This window comes from Streptomyces carpinensis (genome assembly GCF_002154505.1).
GTDB classification, from domain to species: Bacteria; Actinomycetota; Actinomycetes; order Streptomycetales; family Streptomycetaceae; genus Streptomyces; species Streptomyces carpinensis.
In genome coordinates this window covers 1-6,535 of the sequence record NZ_MUBM01000479.1, presented here as the reverse complement: position 1 = coordinate 6,535, position 6,535 = coordinate 1, and the positions used below count along the sequence as shown (strand labels likewise).

At 73.0% G+C, this 6,535-nt stretch carries 6 protein-coding genes; 3 read left to right on the top strand and 3 right to left on the bottom strand.

Annotated features, from left to right (window positions below):
• The coding region (locus BZY54_RS51315; RefSeq protein WP_483025162.1) for an MATE family efflux transporter at positions 1–677 on the top strand (677 nt) is incomplete at its 5' end.
• Here the strand turns inward: BZY54_RS51315 and BZY54_RS44000 are convergent.
• Positions 637–2,121 carry a hypothetical protein gene (locus BZY54_RS44000; RefSeq protein ID WP_244217629.1) on the bottom strand — a complete coding sequence of 495 codons (1,485 nt, stop codon included), beginning with the start codon at positions 2,119–2,121 and terminating at the stop codon, positions 637–639. The genes BZY54_RS51315 and BZY54_RS44000 overlap by 41 nt on opposite strands.
• 92 nt (positions 2,122–2,213) lie before the next feature.
• Between BZY54_RS44000 and BZY54_RS43995 the strand changes: the two genes are divergently transcribed.
• Complete coding sequence (locus BZY54_RS43995; RefSeq protein ID WP_086730967.1) at positions 2,214–2,780, top strand: WcaF family extracellular polysaccharide biosynthesis acetyltransferase; 567 nt, start codon at positions 2,214–2,216, stop codon at positions 2,778–2,780.
• Positions 2,777–3,892: a glycosyltransferase gene (locus tag BZY54_RS43990; RefSeq protein WP_086730966.1), complete on the top strand. Its 1,116-nt coding sequence runs from the start codon at positions 2,777–2,779 to the stop codon at positions 3,890–3,892. Before BZY54_RS43995 ends, BZY54_RS43990 begins: the two co-directional genes overlap by 4 nt.
• Before the next feature lie 53 nt (positions 3,893–3,945).
• On the opposite strand, the gene BZY54_RS43985 is transcribed toward BZY54_RS43990, so the two are convergent.
• Complete coding sequence (locus BZY54_RS43985; RefSeq protein WP_086730965.1) at positions 3,946–4,626, bottom strand: hypothetical protein; 681 nt, start codon at positions 4,624–4,626, stop codon at positions 3,946–3,948.
• Positions 4,626–6,535, bottom strand: a 1,910-nt coding sequence (locus BZY54_RS43980; RefSeq protein ID WP_107419982.1) for a LamG domain-containing protein, incomplete at its 5' end; no start/stop codon positions are given. The genes BZY54_RS43980 and BZY54_RS43985, both read right to left, overlap by 1 nt.

Genomic DNA, 6,535 nt, shown 5'->3' with positions numbered 1-6,535 from the left:
GCGTCCGCGGCGCGCGCGCCGACCTGAGGCGCTACGTCGCCCGCGGCCACCTGGGCCGCCGCTTCCTGGTGGAGTTCGGCGTCGGCAACGCCACCAGCCAGCTCGCCGTCCTCGCCCTCGGCCTGTTCGCGACCCCGCTCGCGGTGGGCGCGCTGCGCGGCGCCACCACCCTCTTCGGCCCGCTGAACGTGGCCTTCAACGCGGCCACCGGGTTCGGCCCGCCCCTGCTGACCCGGCATCCGGCACCCCGGCGCGCGACCCTGGCCGCGGGTTGCGCGCTCGCCACCGTGGCCGCCGGGTGGGCGACCACCCTGTACGCGCTGCCCACCCGCTACGGCCGTCAGCTCCTCGGCGACACCTGGGAGTCGGCGTCCAGGGTGCTGCCGGCGACCGGCGCCCAGTACGCGGTGATGGCGTTCGGCGTGTGCGGGCTGCTCGCGCTGCGCGTGCTGGCCCCCCGCACCACGCTGCCCGTGCAGCTGGTGTTCTCGCCGGTCTCGGCCGGGCTGCTGCTCGCCGGGTACGCCTGGACCGGCGTCGGCGGCGCGGCCTGGGGGCTGTGCCTGGGCTCCGTGCTCAAGAGCTCGGCGGCCTGGTGGAAGGCCGCCCGCAGGCCCGAGAGCCGGGCGGCGGCCGTCAGCGCAGCTGCCGCCACCGCTCCGGGCGCAGTGTCGTGATCAGCGCCAGGCACATCACACCGATGGCGATCCGCCCGGACGCCTGGAGCAGCGGTCCGCGCAGCAGGATGAAGGAGTAACCGGCGACGAGCGGCACGGCCAGGGTGAGGATGCTCACCGGGCCGGCCCGCACCACCTTCTGCGCGTACCGCCGGTCCACCCGGGCCGCCACCCAGCCGATCAGCCCGAACCCGGCGAGCATCCCCACGGGGCCGAAGTCCAGCCACAGCTCGGTCCACAGCGGGGAGGAACGGTTGGTGTTGGCCGCCGCCATCCACTCGCTCACCATCACGCCGGTGTCCTGCGGCTTGGACGTCCACACCGATCGCGGCACGAAGAACAGCACGGAACCGGCCAGCTGGCGGCCGTAGGTGTGGCCGTTGCCCGCGTCGACGTAGGTGATGGTGTTGGCGAACATCGCCATCTGGTCGTAGTCCTTCTGGACCAGCGGATCCAGGACCGACGAGTTGTGCCGGGCGGCGGGCGTGTTGGCGCTGTCGTAGCGGAACCTGTCCGCGAACGGGAAGATCAGCACGGCCGCGGCGACGCCCAGCGTCAGCGCCGCCCGGTACATGGTGGGGCTCTGCGGGAACACCGTGAACAGCAGCGCGAGCAGCACGGTCAGGAACCAGTAACGCGGGTTGGAGATCGGGTTGTTGACGATCAGGTTCACGCCCGCCAGCCCGGCCAGCGTCAGCCACGGCAGCGGGCGCCTGCGCGCCGTGGGCGAGGTGATCAGCCACCGGGTCACCACCATCAGCGCCAGCAGCGCCGGGACCGTGCCGAAGCCGCGCAGCATCGCCGTACCGGCCTGCGAACCGCCGTCGCCGAGCCCGCTGTCGTCGATCGACTGGGTGATCTCCATCCGGCTGGCGAAGAACACCCCGAGCCCGCCGAGCTTGAGGACGAACATCCCGCTGCCCGCGAACGCCAGCGCCACCAGCACCGCCAGGCGCCGCCGGGCGACCGTCGCGGGCCGGAACACGGTACGGGCCGTCGGCCGCACCCCGGGCCGCACCAGCAGGGCCCCGGCGTCGAATACCGCGCACGCCGCCAGCACCAGCCCGACCGCCAGGGCCAGGTCGGAGCGCGAACCGGCCACCGGCACCGGGTACGTGCCGATGACGGCCTGTGCGAGCGGTGCGATGCCCATCGCCATGTAGACGAACAGCCAGAACGTGCCCTGGAGCAGCTTGCGGTGCCGGCCCAGGATCATCGCCGACAGCCGGGCGCCCGCGTACACCGTGAGGACCAGCTGCAGCCAGTACGCCTGGTCGCGCAGGCCCGCGCCCTGCCGCAGCGTGACGAACGCGGGCAGCAGCACGGTCAGGCCCAGCACGAGCGGCAGCGCCAGCACACGTCTCAGGCCGCCGGGCAGCACCCGTGCGACGGCGGGCGCTTCGATCGCATGCGTCCCGTACGCCGCCCGAGTTCCCGACGCCATGAGCTCCCCCTCCGCCCGTCGTTCACAGAGTCTACGGATTTGTGTGCGAGTGGCGGTGGAAAACCCTAGGGTGGATCACGGAGGGGGAACTCGTGCGCGATCTACGAACGTTCACACTGTCCGGGTACGACAAGGGGCGCGGGATCGTCACCCAGGCGCTCTGGTTCTGCGTGATGAACACGCTCTTCATGGCGTGGTTCTGTCCGGCCCGGCTGCGTGTGTCGCTGCTGCGGGCCTTCGGCGCGAGGATCGGCGAGGGCGTGCTGATCCGGCACCGGGTCCGGGTGCTGTGGCCCTGGAAGCTGACGATCGGCGACCACACGTGGATCGGCGAGGGCGCCTGGCTGCTGAACCTGGAGCCGGTCACCATCGGCTCCCACGTGTGCGTCTCCCAGGAGGCGCTGCTGTGCACCGGCAGCCACGACCACCGCACCACCGACTTCCGCTACCGCAACGCCCCGATCCGCGTGGAGGACGGGGCCTGGATCGCCGCACGGGCCACCGTGCTCGCCGGGGTGACGGTCGGACGGCACGCGGTGGTCTCCGCCGGCACGGTCCTCTCCCGCGACCTGCCGGAGCTGACCCTGCACACGTTCGACGGCACCCGCGCGCTGAAGGAGCCCGCGCAGCACCCGGCCGTGAAGGGGCGCACCCGGTGAGAGCGCTGCACGCCGTCACCCTGCACACCCCCACCCAGGCCTTCGGAGGCCCCGTCCGGGTCGCCGTGAACCTCACCACCGGGCTCGCCGCACGAGGCGTCGACAGCAGGATCGTCGCCCTCGGATCCGGCTTCGACGGGCCGCTTCCCGCCGACGTCGACGGCCGCCCCGCCCGCCTGTACCCGGCCCGCCGCGTCCTGCCCGGCGCCGGCTTCAGCGGGATCACCTCACCCGCGCTGCTGGCCGGCGCCCGCCGCCTGGTGCGCGACGCCGACGTCGTCCACGTCCACCTCGCCCGCGACCTGGTCACCCTGCCGATCGCGCTGGCCGCGCTGAGCGCCGGGCGCCCGCTGGTGGTGCAGACCCACGGCATGGTCGACCCCAGCGACAAGGCGCTCGCCAGGCTGCTCGACCTGCTCGCCGTACGCCGGGTGCTGCGCCGCGCCGCCGCCGTACTGCACCTGACCTCCTACGAACGCAAGGCGCTGGACGCGGTGCTCGGCGGCACCGACCCCGGCAACGGCGTACGCCTGGTCAACGGCGTTCCCGCGCAGGACCGCCGCCCGCGCCCGGCCGGACCGCCCCGGGTGCTCTACCTGGCTCGCATGCAGGCCCGCAAGCGGCCCGCCGACTTCGTCGCCGCCGCTCCCGAGGTGGTGCGCCGCCACCCCGACGCCCGCTTCGTGCTCGCCGGGGCCGACGAGGGCGAGCTGGGCACGGCGCTGAAACTGGCCGAGGAGCTGGGTGTGGCGGCCAACGTCGACTACCTGGGCACCCTCGCTCCGGGCGCGGTCCTGAACGAGCTGCGCCGCACCCATGTGCATGTGCTGCCGTCGGTGGACGAGCCGTTCCCGATGTCGGTGCTGGAGGCGCTGTCGGTGGGGGTGCCGTCGGTGGTGACCCCGACCAACGGGCTCGCCGACGACCTCACGCGGACCGGCGCCGGCCGCGTCTCAGCGGCTCCGCGGCACCTGGCCGGGCAGATCCTCGACCTGCTGGAAGCCGACGCCAACGAGCGCGCGTCGAAGGCCGCCTGGGAGCTGTCCCGCACGTCCTTCTCGCTGGACGCGGTCGCCGACCGGCTCCACACCCTGTACGAGTCCCTGCGCTGAGCCGCCGTGGGGGCCGCGCTCCGGCGGCCCCCACGAAAGCCGTCCCGCGCCGTTCAGGTACGGGCCCAGGCGTAGCACCCGGTGGACGTGAACGTCTTCGTGCCCTTGCGCACGGTGATCGTGTGCTGCCGGCCCGAGGCGCCGTCCAGGGACCAGGTGCAGTCCTTCGACGAGGTCAGCGCGCGGTAGGTGCCGGGCGCCGGAGCGGCGTGGGTGCCGTCCGGGTAGCCGCCCCTCGTCGCCGCGAGCAGCGGTCCCAGGTCCGGACAGAGGCCGTTCACGGCGGCGTCGGCCCCCTTGATGTCACCCGCGATGACCGCGCCCACCGCCGCGTTCCGGTCGATCTTCGCCGTGTACGCGAGCCGGTCGCAGACGTCCTGGCCGGCCTGGAGGATCGCCGCCGGGTCGATGCCCTTGGGCACGCGGCCCGACAGGTACTTCTTCTCCTTCTTGGTGAACGATCCGGTGGCCGGGGTGAGTTCGGCGTCGGGGACGGCGTTCTGCGGGCTCTGCGCGGTGCCGCCCCCGGCGGTCCTGCCCGACGAGGGCGCACCGGATGACGGCGCACCGCCGTCCTTCGACGGTGCGGGCGCGGCCGCGCCCGCGGGGGCGGCCGGGCGCGGCGTCGCGCTCCCGTCCGCCCCGGTGTGCCGACCGCCCTCGTCCGGGCTGCCGCAGCCGGCCAGCAGCAGCGGCGCCAGCAGGGCGAGCGCCACCAGCGCACTCCTCTTCATCAGCCGCCCGTCCCCACCTTGTAGTGCGCCAGGACCTGGCTCGCCGTCAGCACCTTGCCGTAGACGGCGACCTCGTCGAGCCGCCCCGTGTAGTACCGGCTCGACGGCTGGTTGGTCCAGCCGTCCAGGTTGTCCCCGCCGACCCGCCAGTAGCCCGTGAACGACTGGTTGCCGGTGACGAGCGGGTTGGAGGCGCGCAGGCTGCCGTCGACGTACAGCTTCATGCCGTCGGAGCCCTCGGTGGCCACCATGTGGTGCCACTTCCCGTCGTTGTACGACTGGGAGGTGGTGACCGTCTTCACCGACCCGGCGTGCACGCCGAAGGCGACTCGCCCGTTGTTCGTCATGTAGACGTGCTTGTCGTAGAGGTTCGACACCAGCTGCACCTTGTTGCCGAAGCCGATGAGCTTGCCGCCGGTGGTGCTGGTGGTCTTGAACCACAGCTCCAGCGAGAAGGCGGACGGCGCGGAGTGCGACTTGTCGGTGTACGTCCACTCGCTCTGCGAGCCGGTGTACGCGATCGAGCGGTTCGAGCCGGCCGCCCCGTCCGCGACGGCCTGCGTCGGCGCGTTCCAGTGCACCCCGCTGTCGTCGCCTCTGGAGCTGTCGGCCGCGTATGCGCCGGAGGTCTCGTTGAAGCGCCAGTACAGCGAGGCGCCGTCACCGCGGACCTTCGCGGCGTAGGCGTCCGCCGCCGACGCCACCTTCACCGACTGGGCGGTCGACTTGGCGGAGGTGTTGGTGCCGTCCGAGGCGGTGATGCGGTACGAGTGCGTCTGGCCCGCCGCCACGTTCGTGTCCGTCCAGGTCAGCTGGGGCCGGGACCAGGGCAGCGAGTTGCCGGACACCTGGTACACGGGGGTGGTGCCGTTGTCCTTGTAGACGCGGTAGGTCAGGTTGCTGTCGTCGGTGTCGTAGCTGGAGCGCCAGTGCACGGCGACCTTGCCCGCCTCGGTGCTCTCCACCTGCACCTGCGGCACGATCGGCGCGCCGGTGTCCGGGCCGGAGGAGACCCGGGTGAGGGACTGCTGCGCGGTGCCGTTGACGGTGGTGAACTCGCCGCCCACCCACAGGTAGTCCGTGCCGCCCTTGGGGGCGAGGGTGAACACCCGCGGGCCGATGCCCTCGCCGATGCCGTCGTTGGTGTCCGGGGCCCAGCCCACCAGGTGCGGGTCGTTGATGCCCTCGGCCAGCAGATGGTGCCGCTGGCCGTCCGGGTACTCGCCCATCGAGGAGCAGTTGTGAGCGTGCGAGGCGCTGTAGACCAGCCCCTTGTACAGCTGGAGCGCCTGGGTGGCGCCGAGACAGGTGTCGCGCCAGCGCTGCGCGAAGGTGTCCGGATCGAAGGCGGTCCGCCCGTCGAACACGCCGCTGCCGGTGCCCTCGTTGCCGGTGTAGACGCCCGTCGAGTCGGCGGTGATGTCCTTGACGACGGAGGTGTCCGGGAAGAAGCCGCGCGGGTAGGTCCGGGTCACCGCGCCGGTGGTGGCGTCGGTGACGGCCAGGGCGTGGGAGTCGCTGCCGTTGACGGTGAAGAAGTCACCGCCGAGCGCGACGTGCCTGCCGTCAGCGGTCACCTGAACGGCCCGCCCGGGCGCGTCCGCGTTCGCCGTCCAGGAGGTCAGCTTCCCGGTGGTGTCCACGGCGGCGAACCGCTGCCGGGCGGTGCCGTTGACAGTGCTGAAGTCGCCGCCGAAGTAGACCCTGTCGGCGGTCACGGACAGCGCGCGCACGGTGGCGGGCACGGACGGGCGGAAGCCGGTGCGGGGCGTGCAGGTGGCGACGTCGACGGCGGCCAGGCTGCTCACGCCGACCCCGTTGACCGCGCCGAAGTACCCGCCCGCGTACAGGGTCTTGCCGTCCGGCGACACCGCGAGCGCGCGCACGGTCGCGGTGCCGCCGGACGGCA